Source organism: Acetomicrobium mobile, assembly GCF_937920065.1.
The window spans coordinates 1-1,326 of sequence record NZ_CALETC010000168.1 but is presented as its reverse complement, the minus strand read 5'-3'; the positions used below and the strand labels follow the sequence as shown (position 1 = coordinate 1,326).

The following is a 1,326-nucleotide window of genomic DNA, read 5'->3' as shown; positions in this document are numbered from 1 at the left end:
ACTGCTTGCAATGACTCAGTTACCGACAGCTTATCTTACCTTGGGCATTTTGGGTAAAAGATTTGCCATAGTATCGAGAAAAGTTAAGGCAGTAACCATCATCGATGTCATCGGCGAGAGGTATGAGGGCAATTCGTGGGTGGTTTGGCTTGCATCCATTGGGGCAATTATATTTTTAATTGTTGCAGTTGTAGGACAATTCGTCGGCGGCGCTAAACTGTTTCAAAGCATAACGGGTCTTCCTTATATGTGGGGACTTTTCTTATTTGGAGGAATCGCGCTGATTTATACCGCCGTCGGGGGCTTTAGGGCAGTCGCGCTGAGCGACGCTATCCAGGGCACTGTAATGTTGTTTGGCACGATATTAATATTAGTCGTCACGATAATAGCAGGCGGAGGCGTATCTAACATACTTGGCACCTTAAATTCTATTAATCCCGATTTGCTCACTCCTTATGGGATAGATAACTTCATAGCTGTTCCGTGGATATCTTCCTATTGGGTGTTAGTTTGCATAGGAATTCTCGGTTTGCCACAAAACGCCATTAGAGCCATGGCGTACAAAGACAGCAAGTCCATGCACAAAGCCATCGTCATTGGAACTGTAGTATCCGGTATTTTGATGTTAGGCCTTCACTTAACGGGCGTGCTTTCAAGAGGGATCATCGTAGGTATACCGGAGGGGCTAACGGTTGATCACGTCATGCCACTGCTTGCCATAAAACTGCTGCCTCCGTGGTTAGTTGGCATATTTTTAGCCGCACCACTAGCTGCCATCATGTCTACAGTGGATTCACAGCTCATACTTATGTCAAGCACTATAGTAAAAGATTTATATCTAAACTATATAAATCCAAGAGCGGGCGAAGACCAAAAAAGACTGACCAAATTGAGCATGATATGCACAGCCGTACTGGGGTTAATCATAATAATAGCGTCCATAAAACCCCCGTCGCTCATTATATGGATTAATTTATATGCCTTTGGAGGGCTGGAAGCCACATTTTTTTGGATGCTCATACTTGGCCTTTACTGGAAAAGGGCAAATGCGTATGGGGCCATTGCATCCATGATTACCGGAATTGTGGGGTTTATCACTATAAGCAAGTTTTGGCCCAGACCTTTTGGGACTCATCCAATCGTTCTTACCTTGGCATTAGGGTTGATCGCATTCGTGATCGCAACCTATGCAACCAATCCGCCAAAGGAAGAAACGATAAAGAAGTTTTGGGGCGTATAGCTAATACCAGAATGATGCAATGATCACGGTGCTTGCAAGCCCGGTGTGTCTTTTAGCTCAGGATGAATAATGTCAAAGCAGCTAAA

At 44.5% G+C, this 1,326-nt stretch carries 1 protein-coding gene; it reads left to right on the top strand.

Annotation, left to right across the window (positions count from 1 at the left end; all coding sequences use genetic code 11):
* Positions 1-1,240: sodium/pantothenate symporter (gene panF, locus Q7P41_RS06150; protein ID WP_303882915.1), on the top strand; the 1,240-nt coding region annotated here is incomplete at its 5' end.
* Positions 1,241-1,326: the final 86 nt, after the last annotated feature.